Here is a 15817-nt window from a genome sequence, read left to right as displayed (position 1 = left end):
CCTGATAAAGAATGACTGACCATGAGTACAGAGCAAGCACAGCGACCGATTCGGTGTCTCGTAGCGAAAGTGGGTCTCGACGGCCACGACCGCGGCGCACACGTCATTGCTCGCGCCTTCCGCGACGCCGGATTCGAGGTCATCTACTCGGGGCTACACAAGGCCCCCGACGAAGTCGTGCAGGCGACGGTCCAGGAGGACGCAGACGTCCTGGGCATCTCCATCCTCTCTGGCGCACACAACACCCTCGTCCCGAAAATCATCGACGGCCTGAAGGAGTACGACGCCTTCGACGACACGCTCATTCTCGTCGGCGGAATCATCCCGGACAAGGACAAGAAGGCACTGCGGGAAGCGGGCGTCGACGCCGTCTTCGGGCCGGGCTCTGCGATGGAAGACACCATCAAATTCGTCCGCGAGAACGTCCCCGCTCGCGACTGATATGAGTGCGACAGCGAGTCTCGTAGACGACCTGCTGGCTGGCAAACACCGGGCGCTCGCGCGGACCATCACGAAAATCGAGAACCGCTCGCCGGGCTACCGCGAGCTGGTCTCACAATTACACGCCCACACCGGCGACGCGGAAGTCGTCGGCGTCACGGGCAGTCCCGGCGCGGGGAAATCGACGCTCGTAGACCAGATGGCGAAGGCCTACCGCGACCAGGGGTTCACCGTCGGGGTTATCGCCGTCGACCCCTCCTCACCATACACGGGCGGAGCGGTCCTCGGCGACCGCATCCGCATGGCTTCGACGGTCGGCGACATGGACGTGTTCTTCCGGTCGATGAGCGCCCGCGGCAGCCTCGGCGGTCTCTCTACGGCCACCGCAGACGCGGTCAAAGCGCTCGACGCCTTCGGCAAGGATAAAATCATCATCGAGACGGTCGGTGCGGGACAGAACGAAATCGACATCGTTCGCACCGCGGACACCGTCGCCGTCCTCGTGCCGCCCGCGAGCGGCGACGACATCCAGATGCTGAAAGCCGGCATCCTCGAAATCGGCGACGTGTTCGTCGTGAACAAAGCCGACCTGGATGGCGCAGACCGCACGGTTCAGGAGCTAAAGGAGATGATTCACATGCGCGATTCGGACGACGACTGGGAACCACTGGTCGTCGAAACCATCGCCAAGTCGGGCGATGGCATCGCGGAGTTCCTCGACGCGCTCTCCGAGCACTACGCGTATCTCGAAGACTCGGGCCGCCTCGAAGAGAAAGCCCGGACCCGCTACGCAGAGGAGATTCGGGCGCTCTTGCGGGCCGATATTGGCTCGCTCATCACCGAGGAAGTCGAAGACCAGGGCGGCATCGAGGCACTGGTGGACGAAGTCGTCGCCCGCGAGGCAGACCCCTACACTATCGCCGACCGAATCATGGAACCGCTCGAAGACTGCGTGAGCGAGCGCCGTCAGTCCTAAAGCGTTCGCCCCCGTTTGATTTTCTATGAAGCGACGCCTCCTCGCCGGAGCCTCAGCCCTCGCACTCGCATCGCCCGTTATCGCAAACACGTATCTCGCCCGCCAGGCCGAGGACCTCGAACCCGCGCTTTCTGGAACCCAGCACACCTTCCACTGGCGCGGCTTCGACGTGGCGTACACCGAAGCGGGCGACCCGGACGACCCGGACATCCTCCTCTTGCACGGCATCAACGCCGCCGCCTCCAGCCAGGAGTGGGCGGAACTGTTCGACGCGCTCGCCGAGGACTACCACGTCATCGCGCCAGACCTGCCCGGCTTTGGCAGTTCAGAGCGCCATCCAGTGACCTACGACGCCGAGTTCTACACGAACTTCGTCAGCGAGTTCGCCGCCGCCATCACCGAGGACGCAACGTGGGTCGCCTCCTCGCTTACGAGCGCCTACGCGGCCGCCGCAGCCGAGGATGCAGACTGCGCGGAACTCGTCCTCATCTGCCCAACGACCACGACGATGGGCCAGCGCCCGTGGGTACAGACGCTGATTCGCCTGCCGATTCTCGGCCAGACGCTGTTCAACCTCGTCGCCTCGAAGCGGTCAATTCGCCACTTCAGCGCGGACCACAGCTACTACGACGAGGCCGAAATCACCGACGAGCGCACGGACTACGAGTGGCAAACGGCCCACCAGCCGGGTGCCCGCTTCGCCCCCGCCGCCTTCGTCTCTGGGGCACTCGACAGCGACATCGACCTCGGCGAAACGCTCGCCGCACTCGACGTACCCGTGACCATCGTCTGGGGTAACGACGCGGACATCTCGCCAGTCTCCGAGGGTCGCGAACTCGCAAAGGAAGCCGATGCGAAGCTCTTCGTGTTCAAGCGGGCGAAACTGTTGCCGCACGTCGAGCGCTCCGAAAAAGTGTTCGAGAAAGTGTTCGCTTAACGCGGGCGGAAGATGAGCAGACGTTCGCCCATCGTCGCCGTCTGTTCGACGCCCACACCGACGACGAGGCCCGTAGACACGTCCTCGGGGTCGATACCGCGCACCTGCCCGGTGAGACGCACCGGGCCAAAGTTCACGACGGCGGTCACGTAGGGCGTATCTTCTGCGAACTCCGGGGTTGCGACGTGGACCACGGTGTACGTTTCGATTTCCCCGGATTCGGGGAGCGGTTCCTGTTCTAACGTCTGATTTCCGCAGTGGGGGCACGCTCGCCGCGGCGGGAGCGACCCGTGGCCGTTCGCACAGCGCAGGTAGAACCCCTCGCCCGCCTCGATGGCGTCGAGCAGGTCGTCGTACCCGGCGTCGCGGACGTTTTCGGTCATGCGACCACCTCCAGCACGTGGACGACGGCGCTGCCGACGGTACCACCCGCGTTGTGACAGACGCCGACGGAGGCCCCCGGGATCGCGTCGCTGCGGGCGTGGTCGCCGCGCAGGAGTTTGGTCATCTCGACGAGTTGGGCCGTGCCCGTCGCGCCGACGGGGTGGCCCTTCGCTTTCAGACCGCCAGAGAGGTTGACCGGCAGCGACCCGGAACGGGTGGTCTTCCCGTCTCGGGCGGCCGTGATGCCTTCCCCGCGCTCGAAGAAGCCGAGCGACTCGATGGCGAGCACTTCGGCGATGGTAAAGCAGTCGTGAACCTCGGCGACGTCAACGTCTTTCGGGCCGATACCGGCGTCCTCGTAGGCCTGTTTTGCGGCCTTGTCCGCTGCGGGCGAGGTGGCGAGGTCCCCGCGGTCCTGAAGGGCCATCTTGTCGCCACCCTGGCCCGTCCCGGTGACGGCGACGGTCGCTTCGATGTCGTGGCGCTTTGCGTAGTCCTCACTCACGAGCACCGCCGCGCTCGCCCCGTCGGTGATGGGGCAGGCGTCGAACAGGCCAAGTGGAGAGGCGATCATCGGCGCCGAGAGCGCCTGCTCGACCGTGATGGTCTTTCTGAACTGGGCGTACTCGTTGGGCAGCGCGTTGTCGTGGTTCTTCACCGCGATAGCCGCGAGGTCCTTCCGCGTGCCGCCGAACTCGTCGAAATACGCGCGGGCCATGAGAGCGTAGGCCCCGGGGAAGGTCATTCCCGCGCGGACTTCGTAGAGGTCGTCTGCGGCGATTGCGAGCGCCTCGGTCGCACCTGCGGTTCCGAGGTTGTTCATGCGCTCTGCGCCTCCGACGAGCAGGACGTCCGCCTCGCCGTTGCGGATGTTCTTCACGGCCTGCCTGAGGGCGACCCCGGATGAGGCACACGCCGCCTCGAAGCGTGTCGCGGGTACGTCGAGGCCCACGGCTTCGGCCATGAGCGGGCCCTGATGGCCCTGATGTTCTGCTAACTCGCCCATGAAGTTGCCGTAGAGGAGGGCTTCGATGTCGTCTCGGTCCACGCCTGAGTCGACGATGGCCGCGAGTCCCGCCTCGGCGAAGAGGTCACGGGCGGTCCGTTCTGGCTGCACGCCAAAGGGTGTGAGTCCGACCCCCGCGACGCGTACGGTAGTCATACGTTGACATAAGTCGTGTGCGAGATAAAGCCCTGCCGGACGCTCCGATATTTGAAAAGTGGTGTCAGCGCGGTTCTACATCCCCATGTCGTCTGCGGCCTCCGGAATGGGAAGGTCGTGGGGCGAGACGGCCAGGAGTTCTGCGGCGTGGTCTAAGGCCATGTCGAAGCCGTAGTAGCGTTCGAGTTCGTCGCCGTCGGCACTCGGGCGCACCTTGAGCATGGCGTACCCCTCGATGTTCTGGGCGATGGCTGCCGTTTTTCCGCCGTTGTCGAAGGTCAGGACGCGCTCGTGGTCGGTTTCGAAATACCGGGCCGTAATGTCGTTTTCCGTGAGTTCCGTCTCGCTCATTGAGAGCAGTAGTGAATGAAGGCAGTCGTACCTATCGGTTCTCGCCTACTTCAGCAACTGTGCGGCGATGGTGTTGCGCAGCACCTCAGAGGTGCCCTCGTAGATTTCGTTCAGCTTCGCGTCGCGGTAGAAGCGCTCTGCCGGGAAGTCCTTGGTGTAGCCGTAGCCGCCGTGAATCTGAATGCCCTCGTTCGCGACTTCGCGGGAGATTTCACTGGCGTAGAGTTTTGCCTGTGCGGCCTCCTTGATGAAGTTCTCGCCGCGAATCTTCTTGTCCGCCGCGAGGTGCATGAGCATGCGGGCGGCCGATATTTTCGTATCCATGTCGGCGAGTTTGTGCTGGATGGCCTGGAACTGTGAGATGGGGCCGCCGAACTGCTCGCGCTCCTGGCTGTATGTGACAGCCTCGTCGAGTGCGGCCTGTGCAATGCCAATCGACCGGGCGGCGATGGTGATGCGCCCACCGTTCAGGGTCTTGAGCGCGTGGACGAAGCCCTCGCCTTCCTCGCCGAGCAGGCGGTCTTCGGGGATGCGCAGGTCGTCAAAGCGGAGTTCGGCGGTCGGACAGCCCTTGTCGCCGAGTTTATCCTCCGTGCCTTCGACGTAGAAGCCGTCGTCTTCCTCGGGGCGGACGATGAACGAAGAGATGCCCTTGTTGCCCGCCTCTGGGTCGGTTTTAGCGAACAGGGTCACGGTGTCGGCGACCGACCCGTTCGAAATCCAGAGTTTGCCGCCGTTGATGACGTACTCGTCGCCGTCTTTTTCGGCTGTCGTGCCCATCGCGGGCACGTCGCTGCCCGCCTGTGCCTCAGAGAGAGCGAACGCGCCGATGTCTTTGCCTTCGGCGAGTGGCGTGAGATACTCCTGTTTTTGCTCCTCGTTGCCGAACTCGTAGAGCATGTTGCCCGCGAGCGAAATGTGTGCCGCGACGATGGTGCCGACGCCGCCACTGCCGCGTGCAATCTCCGAGAGCCCAATCGCGTAGGAATGATAATCGAGGCCTGCACCGCCGTACTCCTCGGGGAAGGGCATCCCCATGAGGCCGAGTTTGCTCATCTCGGAGACGAGGTCTGCCGGGAATTCGTCGTCGTGGTCGATGTCCGCTGCAATCGGTTTGATCTCCTCGTCGACGAACTCGGAGACCATGTCCTTTATTTGCTGTTGCTCAGCGGAGAGGCTGAAGTCCATACGGAGGAATTAGGATGGTCGTTCCTTTAGTTTTCGTATCCTCGCCACGAATTGCCACCGTGGCGGCGGGATAGCCTTACCTGTCTTCTAAGGCGTCTGCGATGCGGCCGAGTTCACGGCGGATGTCGACCATCTCGTCGCGGACCTTGCGCACTTCGCGGACGAGTTCTTCGTTTGCGCGACTGTTGCTCTGTTCGCGCTCTGGTCGACCACCCATGGCACCGCCGGGGCCGCCACCGCCCATCATGCCGCCCATCATCTGGGCGAATGGGTTGCCGCCGCCACCCATGCCGCCGCCCATACCGCCACCGCCGAAGGCTTCTTCGAGGCGCTCTTCGCGGCTTCGGTCGCCTTCGCCTTCCTCTCGCTCTTTGGCGCGTTTTTCGCGAATCTCCTCGACGCGCTCGCGGAAGGACTTTTCCTGTGACTCTGACTCTGCTTGCTTCTCCTGCTTGTCGTCTTTCGTCATAAGCCGGGGTTGGGAGTGACCGGGGAAAAACGTTGGGGGACGTGGACTCAAAACGCGAGCAGGCTCGACTGGACGGGTTTCGTCGACGCTTCCGCGGTGAGTTCGTATCCGACGAGGCCGCGAAGGTCGACAGCATAGGTCGACCCGGCGTGGCCCAAGAGTAGAACGCGCCCCTGGCTGCCGACGACGGTTCCCGTCGCGAGCGTTTCGGCGATAGGCGGTGCGTCGAGAGAAAATCCGTAGTCAAAGTCGAACTCTTCGATGACGTCAAAGTCAGTGAGAAGGGCGTTCCACGCCGCCTCGTCAACCGTGCGGTGGAGGCCCGGAATCTTCGTCGGGACGCGCACCCGGTCAACCAGCCGGTTCGCGATTTCAGCTTCGCGCTGGCGAGCGATGCGGCCGTCTTTGACGGTGGCGATGTGCGCGCCGCGGTCTGCACCCTGCTCGGTGAGGCGTTGACGGAGTCGCCAACTGCGGGTCACGCCGACTTTGAAGATGTCGGGGGCGAACGCGGCGAGGTAGATGGCGTGTTCCTCCTCGCAGGTGTCGAGCGGTTTGTCGCAGTTTCCGGTGCAGATGGCACACGGCCACAGGTCAGAATGCAGGTCGCAGTAGGGAGCGCGCGGTTCGTCACAGGCGACGTGGTCGTCGTCGTGGACGACGCCCGCACAGTGTCTTCGACCGAGCGAATAGTCGAGTCGACGGCCCGGAACCAGTGGCTCGCGGCGAACTGCGCCGTCCTCGGCGACGAGGAGGGCGGCCTCGTTCTCCTGGCCCGTCCGGTACCCGACGATTTGCACACTGGGGGCTACGCCCGCAGCCGGTAAAAGCCGTCCGTTACCGTCGGTCGCGATGAACTCACGAGTCGATTACCCACGTCGAGACACTCCCGGCCAGAAACGTACATGAACTATCATTGAATTAGTTAGTAGGTTAATATTTTCAGAACAAAATTGCGAAAATTTTAATTGCAGACCGTCTGTCTCGCAGGTATGGCTGATTTGCCAGACACTCTCACACGTCGTAACGCACTCAAACTTCTCGGAACCACGACGGCCGCCGCCGGACTCACGGGCGTCGCAGCCGGTGACCTCAGCGGCCAGACCACGCGCGTGAACGTCGGTTTCGACAATTCGAGCGCGAAGCAGGCCGCCCTCGACCTCGCGGACACCCTTCACTGGGAGTTCGCGTGGGGCGCAGTCACGATTTCGCTCCCGACCGCCGCAATCGACACGCTCAGTGGCGTCCGAGGCATCCGCTACGTCGAAGTCGACGGGACGATGGAGGCCATCGCACAGGACCTCCCGTGGGGCGTAGACCGCACGGACGCCGAGGTCGCACACGCTGCGGGCGACACGGGCGCGGGAGCCGATATCGCCATTATCGACACCGGTATCGACCAGTTCCACGCTGACCTGGCTGACAACCTCGGTAACGGCCGTGCCTTCACGGGTCCTATCGCGACGAGTAACTGGCAGGACGACAACGGTCACGGCACTCACTGTGCGGGTATCGCAGACGCCATCGACAACGACACCGGGGTCGTCGGCGTCTCGACGAACGCGACCCTTCATGCCGTCAAAGTCCTCACCGCCGCAGGCACCGGGATGACTTCCGACGTGGCCAAGGGCATCGAATGGGTCGGCGACCAGGGCTTCGACGTCGGGTCGCTGAGTCTCGGCGGCGGCGCGTCCGAGACGCTCAAAGAGGCCGTCGAGTACACCACCGGCAAGGGCGTCCTGCTCGTCGCCGCGGCCGGCAACGACGGCCCGTGTACCGACTGTGTTGGCTACCCCGCCGCCTATCCCGAAGTGGTTGCCGTCAGTTCGACCAACCAGAACGACGGCCTGTCGAGTTTCTCCTCGCAGGGACCGGAAATCGACATCGCGGCTCCGGGGTCGAACATCTACTCCACCTACACGGGCGGCAGCTACGCCACCCTCTCGGGCACGTCGATGGCCTGTCCACACGTCTCGGGCGCAGCGGGGCAATTGATGGCGCAGGGTCAGTCGGCGAGTCAGGCACGCAACACGCTTCTCTCGACGGCAGAAGACATCGGTCTCTCCGCAAACGAGAGTGGCGCGGGCCTGCTCGACGTGGCCGCCGCGCTCGGCCACAATTCCGGCGACGACCTATAAGTGACATCCTCCCGCGCCTGAAGACGCAGGCCTCCCACACCCACCAACGGGCGGTTCGTTGGGATGTTTATGGTTCGCACCCCGACGAGGTGCTGGCTATGCCACGTAGCCGTTACTCCTATCTCGTCCGGGCAACGGACGGGACTCGGAGGTACCTAGTTGTTTTGTGTCGGTCCGCCGTCCGCGGGCTTACGTTTTGATGAGGCAAACACCCAGTCAACTGCCAGGTTTCGGACTGTCAGAACCCGATGGGAAACCATCGAATCGACACCGAGTGATACGCACGGAGAGCACCTAAGACTATGCTGTACAGTGAAAGTAACCAAAGACGGCGATTCATCCACGTCCTCAAGGGCGTGGTATTCTCGCCTGCAATCCTATAAACTATCGATTAGATAGTTCAACGGTCCTGAATTGTTTCCGCTAAGCAGTTCTCTGCCAATTATTTTAATAATTAATAACAAAGAATTTAATTACTGTTGGCTTCTGGTGGAGTTATGACAGAATTGTCAGAGACTGTCACTCGTCGTAACGCACTCAAACTCCTCGGTTCGACCGCCGCCGCAGCCGGGCTCACGGGCGTCGCCGCGGGCGACCTCACGGGCGACTCGATGCGGGTCAACGTCGGTTACGATACGGAGACCGCAAAACAGGCCGCACTCGACCTCGCCGACACGGTTCACTGGGAGTTCGCCTGGGACGCCCTCACCATCACGATGCCGACAGCGGGCCTCGATTCGCTCCAGGGCGTTTCGGGTATCCGCTACGTCGAGAAGGACACCGAAGTCGAAGCGCTCGCTCAGACGCTGCCGTGGGGCGTAGACCGCACGGATGCGGAAGTCGCACACGCGAACGGTGACACCGGCGAAGGCGCAGACATCGCCATCATCGACACCGGCATCGACCGTTATCATGGCGACCTCGTGGACAACCTCGGCGAAGGACGGGCGTTCACCGGGCCAATTGCCTCCGACAACTGGCACGACGACAACGGTCACGGCACGCACTGCGCCGGCATCGCGGACGCAGTAGACAATTCACAGGGTGTCGTCGGCGTCTCCACGACCGCAACGCTCCACGCCGTCAAGGTACTCACCGCCGCCGGCAGTGGGTTCAACTCGGACGTGGCAAAGGGCATCGAGTGGACCGCAGACCAGGGCTACGACGTTGGCTCCATGAGCCTCGGGGGCGGTGGCTCCACACAGAACGGGAAAGAAGCGGTCGAATATGCGGCGAACAAGGGTGTGTTCCTCATCGCCGCCGCTGGCAACGACGGCCCCTGTACGGACTGCGTGAGCTACCCGGCCGCATACCCCGAAGTGATGGCCGTGAGCGCGACGAACGACCAGGACCAGCTCGCGAGTTACTCCTCACAGGGTCCTGAGGTCGAAATCGCCGCGCCCGGCACGGACATCTATTCGACGTACACCGGCGGGACGTACAACACGCTTTCCGGCACGTCGATGGCCTGCCCGCACGTCTCGGGCGCAGCGGGGCAACTGATGGCCGAGGGGCAGTCCGCCAGTCAGGCCCGGAGCACCCTCAAGAGTTCTGCTGAGGACATCGGCCTCGGCGCGAACGAAAGTGGTTCGGGGCTGCTCGACGTGGCCGCCGCACTCGGCCAAAACTCCGGCGACGACCTGTAACCTCGGCAAATAGTTGTGAACTACCCTGCCCTACCGCGCTCGGGGCTACCCGCCCCTCGCTTGTTGAGGACAGGGCTTCCTGTTTCTGTGTCAAGACTTGCACCCGTGGGCACAGCGGTCTCAGACTCCGCAGGCGATTTCCCTTTACGGGCAGTTCGGAGTGTCCCACTCCTACTGAATCGACACTCGGCCCACACGTCCGATGCACGCTTGTTGTCGTCGTTCGAAAGGCGCGACGCGCCTTTCGTGATGACGAAACGGCTTCGCCGTTTCGAACCACGTTTGAACAACGGACGAGACGTGGTGAGTATCTTACTACCCCCTTCGACCGAATCGGTAGTAAGCGTATTGCACACAGTGAATGTGAACTATGCGGGCGGTGTATCCCCTCCCTACTCGCGTCTTCGACGCTCGTTGAGGAAGGGGGCTTACCGCCTTCGATTATGCTAAACTACACCACCGCCTCTATCCGGACATGACGCTCGAAAAATCGCTCACCGCGACGCCCACGAACGGAAGCGTCGATTTCGTCCTCACGCTCAGGAACACTGGCGAGGACACCGTCTCGCTCACCTTCCGCGATTCGGGGAAGGCAGACTTTGTCGTCTTAGACGGCGACGAGGAACGCTGGCGCTGGTCGGACGGGCGCATGTTCGCCCAGGTGCTCACGAATCAGGATATCGAACCCGGAGACACAGTCGATATCGAAGCGGAGTGGGAGGACCCAGACCCCGGCGAGTACGAAGTCGTCTGCGAACTCCGGACGATGGAAGCCGAGGAAGAACGGACGACATTCTCGGTGTGACTGGGAAGTAACACCAGCCAGTGTTACCTGACGGTCAGTGTTCCTGGTCGGGGTTTTCGAGCAGTTCCTGTACCGCTTTCCGCACGGATTCGTGCGAGGAGAGCCGTGGCTCGTAGCCGAGTGCAGAGAGTTTCTCGATAGAGAGGCGCATCTTCGGCACGTCGCCGGTCCAGCCACGGTCGCCGCCCGTGTACTCGTATTCGGGGTCGAGGCCCATCTCGTCTGCGACGATGTCCGCGATGGTCGTCACGGAGGTGGTCGTCCGGGTACCGAGGTTGTAGGAGTTCATCGGCGCGTCTGCGTGTTCGACGACGTGGGCGATGGCTTCGACGCACTCATCGACGTGCATGTAGGACTTCTCCTGGCGACCGTCGCCAAGGATGACGAGTTTCTCGGGGTCGGCCTGCAACTTCTCGACGAAGTCTGGGACGACGCCGTGGCCAAAGCGCGGGCCGACGATGTTCGCGAAGCGGAAGTTCCACACGGTGAAGTCGTAGGAGTGGGCGAACACAGAGAGGAGACTCTCCTCTGCGAGTTTCGCCGCGCCGTAGATGCTGATGGGTTCGAGTGGGGCGTAGTCTTCTGGCGTCGGACGCGGGGCCTCGCCGTACACCGTCGACGAGGAGGTGTAGACGACGTTCGAGACGCCAACGTCGTCCATCCGCTCTAAGATGTTGTACGTGATGTCACCGTTCACCTCGAACTGCTTGCGCGGTTCGTCCGTGTTCACGTACTTCTCCGCTGCGGCGAAGTGGAACACGGCATCGAGGTCGTCGGTGATGACGTCCGCGACGGCTGACTCGTCGGTGAGGTCTGCGTTCACGAATTCAGCGTCGTCGGGGACGCTCGATCGGATGCCGTTCGAGAGGTTGTCGGCGACGACGACGTCGTTTTCGGGGAGCAACTGGGCGACCATCCGCGAGCCGATGAGACCCGCACCGCCCGTGACGAGGATGCGCTTGCCGGAAAGCTTCATGCGCCGAGATTTGTCGGGGTGCTCAAAGTCGTTCTGGGTCGGTACGGAGAATTTGTGGTTAGGCATCAATGCACAAACACTCGCGATTTCTGGATGGGTGTCCAAGAGCCAGAACAATTATTAGTGAAATTCTGCAATACCAGACAGAATGCCAACTGAGACGTACGGGTTGATTAGTTTGCTGCCTGCGTTGCTGGCAATCGTCCTGACCCTCATCTCGCGACAGGCGTTGCTGTCCCTGTTCGCCGGTGTGTGGCTCGGAGCGACCATCCTTGTCGGGTGGAATCCAATCGCAGGAGGCGCAAAATCGCTCGCACTCGTCGTATCGAACGTCACCTCCGCGTTCAACGCAAAACTCCTGTTGTTCACCTTCCTCGTCGGTGCGTTACTGGGCATGGTGTTCCTCTCGGGGGGAATGCGAGCGGTGGCCGATGGAATCGTGAAGCGAATCAAAACGCGCAGACAGGCGAAAGCGGGCACGGCGTTCCTCGGGACGCTCATCTTCTTCGACTCCTACGCGAGTACGATGATTTCCGGGTCGGTCATGCGCCCGGTCACAGACCAGTTCGACATCTCGCGTGAGAAACTCGCCTACCTCCTCGACTCGACCACCTCACCGATGGCCTCTATCGCCGTCGTCTCGACGTGGCTCGGTTTCGAGGTGGGCCTCATCCAACAGCAGTTCGACGCACTCGGGATTCAGCAAAACGCGTTCGTCGTGTTCGTCGCGTCCATCCCGTTCCGGTTCTACAGTGTGTTCGCGCTCATCCTCGTCTACATCGTCGTCTTCACCGACTGGAACTTCGGGCCGATGAAGAAGGCAGAAGAGCGCGCACAAAACGAAGGCAAACTCATGCGCGACGACGCCTCGCCGCTCATGGAGACGCAGGCGAGCGACATCGAGACGCCCGAGCACGTGAGTCCACGCTGGTGGTACTTCGCCGCACCAATCCTCGCGCTGGTCGTGGTCACACTCGTCGGTCTGTGGTGGACCGGTGGTGGCCCGGCGAAGACGAACGCCGCGCTCGCCGGAACCAGCGGCCTCGGTGCAGTGTCTGCGTTCCTCGGGTCCTACGCAGACGCGCTGAAGGAAGCGGGAACCGCCGACGCCATCCTCTGGGCGGCGTTCGCCGGGTGTGCGACGATGCTCACCATCCTCGTCGGTCACGCCCGCATCGGCCTCGACAAGGTCAGCGACGCCATCTTCGAGGGCTTCAAGATGGTCATGTTCCCGGTCGCCATCCTCTCGCTCGCGTGGACGATCGGCAACGTGAGCCAGTTGCTCGGCGTCGGCCCGTACGTCGTGAGCGTCGCAGAGGGCATCATCACCGCCCCGCTGCTCCCGGCCGTCATCTTCCTCACGGCCGCGCTCATCAGCTTCGCCATCGGGACCTCGTGGGGGACGATGGGGATTCTGTTCCCGGTCGCTGTCCCGCTCGCCGTCGAACTGAACGCGACCCTCACGCTGGCCATCGCGGCCATCCTCACCGGGTCGCTGTTCGGAGACCACTGTTCGCCAATCAGCGACACCACGGTCATGAGTTCGATGTTCGCTGCGAGCGACCACGTAGACCACGTCGCCACGCAGATGCCGTACGCGATTCTCGCCGCCGTGGTGGGGACGCTTGGCTTCCTCGTGAGCGGCTACACCGCGCTGTCGCCGTGGGTGACACTCGCCGTCGGCACCACCATCATGGGCCTGAGCGCGTACCTCCTCTCTGAATACGTCGGCAAGACCGACCGTGTTGGCGTCGGCGCGCTATTCGAATAATCTGGGACGCCGTCTCCCGCTTTTTTCGCCTCTCACCATCGCGTTCGATTGATAGACTTTTCTCCCCCGATCTGATTGTGCGGGTATGCGCCTCCCCTACGAGTGGGCAGAAGCGACAATTCCAGTCAACGGAGTCGAACTCCAGTGCTACCGCACAGGAGAGGGCCCACCACTCGTCATGGCACACGGCTTCTACGAGAACGCGCCGTGTATGGCGCAGTTGGCGAACGACCTGGCCGACGACTACGAGGTCATCCTCTACGATGCTCGCGGCCACGGAATGTCGGATGCATCCGAAGCCGGGTACACAATCGACGACCGGGTTGCAGACCTCGTCGGTGTTGTAGACCACCTCGACCTCGAAGACCCCATCCTGTTTGGTCACTCGATGGGTGGGTCAGCCGCCGCCTGGACGACCGCGACCCATCCCGACCTCCCGCGTGCCCTCGTCCTCGAAGACCCTGCCAACCTGCGTGGTCATCACGAAATCGAGGCCGAAAAACGGGTGGCGCTCGTTCGAGACCGACTCGAAGCCATCGACTCACAGACGGTCGCAGAACTCGCGAGCGACTACGAGCAGTACGGGCCGAACGCCGCCCGTCAAATTGCCATCGCGAACACGGAGTGTCACCCACATATCGTCGAAATCGCTCGGGAAGGGTATCCGCGGACGGCGGACGCCTTCCCGAAAATCGAGTGCCCGACGCTCGTGTTGAAATCCGATGCCGACACGGAGGTTCGAGCAGCTGACGTGGCCGCAGCAGAGCCGTTGAGACACGGCAGACTCGTCCACATCTACGATGCCGGTCACTCGGTGTTCCGCGACCAGTACGACGCCGCGTTCGCCGAATTACAGACGTTTCTCCACCGTGTCGAAACCCGAACGTCCCAATCCGAAACCCCCTAACCGTCGCCGCCGCTTTGCTCGTCTATGCAGGGAGAACCCGAAGTCGTCATCCTTCGGCTGGGTCACCGCCCCGGTCGGGACGAGCGGATGACCACGCACGTCGGCCTCACGGGCCGAGCGCTCGGCGCAGACCGCGTCATCCTCGTCGACACCGAGAGTTCGAAGGACACAATCGAAGACATCACCGACCGCTTTGGCGGCCCCTACGACGTGGAAGTCGTCTCCTCACACCGCCCGGTCATCCGCGACTGGGAGGGAAAAATCGTCCACCTCACGATGTACGGCGAGCGCGTCCAGGACGTTGAAGCCGACATCCGCGCCGCCCACGCCGAAGAACCCCTGCTCGTCGTCGTCGGCGCGGAGAAGGTTCCCTTCGAAGTATACGACGCCGCAGACTGGAACGTCGGCGTGACTAATCAACCGCATTCTGAAGTAGCCGGCCTTGCCGTGTTCTTAGACCGCCTGTTCGAAGGCCGTGAATTAGAGCGCGAGTGGATCGGGGCGAAAAAGCGCGTCATTCCCCAGAAGAAGGGCAAGCGCGTCGAACCGGTCGAGGAGTGAGCGGTCGCTGTTCTCACTGACGTTCGAGCAGAAATCCGCGGTTTCAATAGTAGAAGGAGCAAAATCGGTCGATTTTCGCAGTCTTCTCCGGAAACGATGTCCCGAGAGTTCGTTTCGAGATAATGGCCACACTCAGATGAAGTCGATGTCGAGGATGTCGGTGATTCCAGCGACGTCGAAATCCGCGTCGGCCACAACGAGTCGCTCGTCGAGCCCCTTCGCAGTGCCAGCGATGAATGCGTCTCGCGCAGCGAGTGCCTGGCCACGCTGGTGCAGGTCGTTCTGCAGTTTTGCTGCGGCGCGTTCCAGGTTAGCTGTCTCTTCGATAACGGCCACCCACTCGAGGGCATCTTCGAGGGCGTCAAAATCTGCGGGGCCGGCTTTGAAAACTTCTCCCTGGTAGACTTCGAACATCACCAGTGGGGGTGCAATTGCGCGTTCGTCGAGGTGACTCTCGACGTAGTCGATGGCTTCGTCGGTCCCATCGAGATAGTCGATGAGGACACTGCTGTCGTAGAGCGTCATCGACTACCGACGCCCTGCTTCATGTCCTTTCGCGCATCACGGGCTTTCTGTGCGGCGTCAGTCCCTTTCCAGAGTCCGGCACCGTCTCGGACGGTCTCCCGCCGCTCTTCGATGAGTCGAGAGAGCAAGTCGTCGAACGTCTCGTCGCTTCCCTTGAGCGCTGCGAGCGCTGCATGGGTGTCGTCTTTGACTCGGATACTCTTGCTCATAGCGGTTGTATACAGGCCCGTATACAAGGGTGTTGCGTCGATTGACTGAACCTAGGTTAACGGATTTCGCACACATGGGCGAGAGCAGCATAATTTATCACCAAACTGCCACGTTGTCGAAACATGGCGGACACCACGCTCGAACAACGAGTGGCCCGCGTCGAACGCCTCCTGTACGTCGTCATCGCAATCCTCGTCGTTCCGTACCTGCTCGGATTTGCAAATCACTTCGGCCTGTGGGTTGGCGGGAGTCTCGGCGTTCTGGTTGGCCTGGTCCTGTTGGTGCTGATTGTCGCTGTCACCCGGTGGCACGGCGGCTCGACGACGCGGTAAGGCACATCGCCCAAATCGCGTGTTCGGCGTCTCGAAAC

19 protein-coding genes are annotated in these 15817 nt (G+C 62.4%); 10 read left to right on the top strand and 9 right to left on the bottom strand.

What is annotated here, in order from left to right; translation table 11 throughout:
• Positions 1–21: 21 nt before the first annotated feature.
• From P0648_RS07525 to P0648_RS07515, 3 genes are read left to right on the top strand one after another with little or no spacing between them, the layout of a single operon-like run.
• Positions 22–441, top strand: a complete 420-nt coding sequence (locus tag P0648_RS07525) for a cobalamin B12-binding domain-containing protein (protein WP_276247881.1) — start codon at positions 22–24, stop codon at positions 439–441.
• A 1-nt stretch (position 442) separates the two neighbouring features.
• Entirely contained in the window at positions 443–1417 is a 975-nt protein-coding gene (gene meaB, locus P0648_RS07520; protein WP_277505798.1) for a methylmalonyl Co-A mutase-associated GTPase MeaB, read from the top strand.
• Between the two features lie 25 nt (positions 1418–1442).
• Positions 1443–2354 (top strand): alpha/beta fold hydrolase, encoded by a 912-nt coding sequence (locus P0648_RS07515; protein WP_277505797.1) that lies wholly within the window; start codon positions 1443–1445, stop codon positions 2352–2354.
• Here the strand turns inward: P0648_RS07515 and P0648_RS07510 are convergent.
• From P0648_RS07510 to P0648_RS07485, 6 genes are all read right to left on the bottom strand, one after another.
• Entirely contained in the window at positions 2351–2737 is a 387-nt protein-coding gene (locus P0648_RS07510) for a Zn-ribbon domain-containing OB-fold protein (RefSeq protein ID WP_277505796.1), read from the bottom strand. The two genes, P0648_RS07515 and P0648_RS07510, sit on opposite strands and share 4 nt — an antisense overlap.
• Entirely contained in the window at positions 2734–3900 is a 1167-nt protein-coding gene (locus P0648_RS07505; RefSeq protein ID WP_277505795.1) for a thiolase domain-containing protein, read from the bottom strand. The genes P0648_RS07510 and P0648_RS07505 overlap by 4 nt, the downstream gene beginning before the upstream one ends.
• A 75-nt stretch (positions 3901–3975) precedes the next feature.
• Positions 3976–4251, bottom strand: a complete 276-nt coding sequence (locus P0648_RS07500; RefSeq protein WP_277505794.1) for a hypothetical protein — start codon at positions 4249–4251, stop codon at positions 3976–3978.
• Between the two features lie 45 nt (positions 4252–4296).
• A complete protein-coding gene (locus P0648_RS07495) occupies positions 4297–5439 on the bottom strand; it encodes an acyl-CoA dehydrogenase (RefSeq protein ID WP_277505793.1) in 1143 nt (380 codons plus the stop codon).
• A gap of 76 nt (positions 5440–5515) precedes the next feature.
• Positions 5516–5908, bottom strand: coding sequence for a hypothetical protein (locus tag P0648_RS07490; protein WP_276247888.1), 393 nt, complete (start codon positions 5906–5908; stop codon positions 5516–5518).
• Between the two features lie 47 nt (positions 5909–5955).
• On the bottom strand, positions 5956–6708 hold the full coding sequence (locus P0648_RS07485) for a DUF2797 domain-containing protein (RefSeq protein ID WP_277505792.1): 753 nt from the start codon (positions 6706–6708) through the stop codon (positions 5956–5958).
• A 192-nt stretch (positions 6709–6900) separates the two neighbouring features.
• On the opposite strand from P0648_RS07485, the gene P0648_RS07480 reads away from it, so the two are divergent.
• The 3 genes from P0648_RS07480 (at position 6901) to P0648_RS07470 (ending at position 10497) form a co-directional block, all read left to right on the top strand.
• Entirely contained in the window at positions 6901–8046 is a 1146-nt protein-coding gene (locus P0648_RS07480) for a S8 family peptidase (RefSeq protein WP_277505791.1), read from the top strand.
• Between the two features lie 497 nt (positions 8047–8543).
• A complete protein-coding gene (locus tag P0648_RS07475) occupies positions 8544–9692 on the top strand; it encodes a S8 family peptidase (RefSeq protein ID WP_277505790.1) in 1149 nt (382 codons plus the stop codon).
• 475 nt (positions 9693–10167) lie between these two features.
• Positions 10168–10497, top strand: a complete 330-nt coding sequence (locus tag P0648_RS07470) for a BsuPI-related putative proteinase inhibitor (protein WP_276247892.1) — start codon at positions 10168–10170, stop codon at positions 10495–10497.
• Between the two features lie 34 nt (positions 10498–10531).
• Here P0648_RS07470 and P0648_RS07465 read toward each other — a convergent pair whose 3' ends face one another.
• Entirely contained in the window at positions 10532–11473 is a 942-nt protein-coding gene (locus P0648_RS07465; protein WP_277505789.1) for an NAD-dependent epimerase/dehydratase family protein, read from the bottom strand.
• Between the two features lie 148 nt (positions 11474–11621).
• Between P0648_RS07465 and P0648_RS07460 the strand changes: the two genes are divergently transcribed.
• From P0648_RS07460 to P0648_RS07450, 3 genes are all read left to right on the top strand, one after another.
• On the top strand, positions 11622–13244 hold the full coding sequence (locus P0648_RS07460) for a Na+/H+ antiporter NhaC family protein (RefSeq protein WP_276247894.1): 1623 nt from the start codon (positions 11622–11624) through the stop codon (positions 13242–13244).
• An 85-nt stretch (positions 13245–13329) separates the two neighbouring features.
• Entirely contained in the window at positions 13330–14151 is an 822-nt protein-coding gene (locus tag P0648_RS07455; RefSeq protein ID WP_277505788.1) for an alpha/beta fold hydrolase, read from the top strand.
• A 24-nt stretch (positions 14152–14175) separates the two neighbouring features.
• Positions 14176–14712, top strand: a complete 537-nt coding sequence (locus P0648_RS07450; RefSeq protein WP_276247896.1) for a tRNA (cytidine(56)-2'-O)-methyltransferase — start codon at positions 14176–14178, stop codon at positions 14710–14712.
• A 132-nt stretch (positions 14713–14844) separates the two neighbouring features.
• Here the strand turns inward: P0648_RS07450 and P0648_RS07445 are convergent, their stop codons facing one another.
• Positions 14845–15237, bottom strand: coding sequence for a PIN domain-containing protein (locus P0648_RS07445; RefSeq protein WP_277505787.1), 393 nt, complete (start codon positions 15235–15237; stop codon positions 14845–14847).
• Entirely contained in the window at positions 15234–15446 is a 213-nt protein-coding gene (locus P0648_RS07440; protein ID WP_277505786.1) for an antitoxin VapB family protein, read from the bottom strand. The genes P0648_RS07445 and P0648_RS07440 overlap by 4 nt, the downstream gene beginning before the upstream one ends.
• Before the next feature lie 123 nt (positions 15447–15569).
• Between P0648_RS07440 and P0648_RS07435 the strand changes: the two genes are divergently transcribed.
• Positions 15570–15779 carry a hypothetical protein gene (locus P0648_RS07435; RefSeq protein WP_277505785.1) on the top strand — a complete coding sequence of 70 codons (210 nt, stop codon included), beginning with the start codon at positions 15570–15572 and terminating at the stop codon, positions 15777–15779.
• Positions 15780–15817: the final 38 nt, after the last annotated feature.

The organism is Haladaptatus sp. DYSN1 (genome assembly GCF_029489995.1).
In the GTDB taxonomy this organism is placed as follows: domain Archaea; phylum Halobacteriota; class Halobacteria; order Halobacteriales; family Halococcaceae; genus QDMS2.
This window is presented reverse-complemented; position numbering and strand designations above follow the sequence as displayed.